Here is a 700-nt window from a genome sequence, read left to right as displayed (position 1 = left end):
CAAACCCCGCGCCCGCAGCCAGGCCCGGATCGACGCGATCCTCGACGCCGCCCGCACTTTGCTGGCTGCCGAAGGCGTGGCGAGTTTGTCGATCTATAGCGTGGCCGAGCGGGCGCAGATCCCGCCGTCGTCGGTGTATCACTTTTTCGCCAGTGTGCCGGCGTTGCTGGAAGCCTTGACCGCTGACGTTCACGGCGCATTTCGGGCCGCTATCCAGGCGCCCATCGACCATGACTCACTCAAGCATTGGCGCGACCTGTCCTACATCGTCGAGCAACGCATGCTCACGGTCTACGATGAGGATGCCGCTGCTCGCCAGTTGATCCTGGCCCAGCATGGGCTGACGGAAGTGACCCAGGCGGATCGTCAGCACGATCTGGAATTGGGCGATTTGATGCTGACGGTGTTCAACCGTCACTTTGAAGTGCCGACGCTACCGACTGATGTGGACGTGTTTGCGTTGGCCCTGGAGCTGAGCGACCGCGTGTATGCGCGTTCGGTGCATCAGCACGGGTTGATCACGCCGCGCATGGCGGAGGAAGGGATGCGGGTGTTTGATGCGTATGTGGGGTTGTATTTGCCGGCTTACCTGTCCAAACGCACACAACTGTAGGTGCCGGTTTGCCGGCCCCTACAGGAGGTAGCGTGATCACAACTTGGCGATCGACACCTCGGTGGATTTCACAAACGCAATCACCTC

At 61.0% G+C, this 700-nt stretch carries 1 protein-coding gene; it reads left to right on the top strand.

The window, feature by feature from the left end; all coding sequences use genetic code 11:
* Nucleotides 1-613: TetR/AcrR family transcriptional regulator (locus tag HX823_RS31755; protein ID WP_177078605.1), on the top strand; the 613-nt coding region annotated here is incomplete at its 5' end.
* Between the last annotated feature and the right edge of the window lie 87 nt (nt 614-700).

The sequence above is a fragment of the Pseudomonas sp. P7759 genome (genome assembly GCF_013386445.1).
GTDB classification, from domain to species: Bacteria; Pseudomonadota; Gammaproteobacteria; order Pseudomonadales; family Pseudomonadaceae; genus Aquipseudomonas; species Aquipseudomonas azotoformans_A.
The sequence above is the reverse complement of the archived record's forward strand: the minus strand, read 5'-3'. Positions and strand labels throughout refer to the sequence as shown.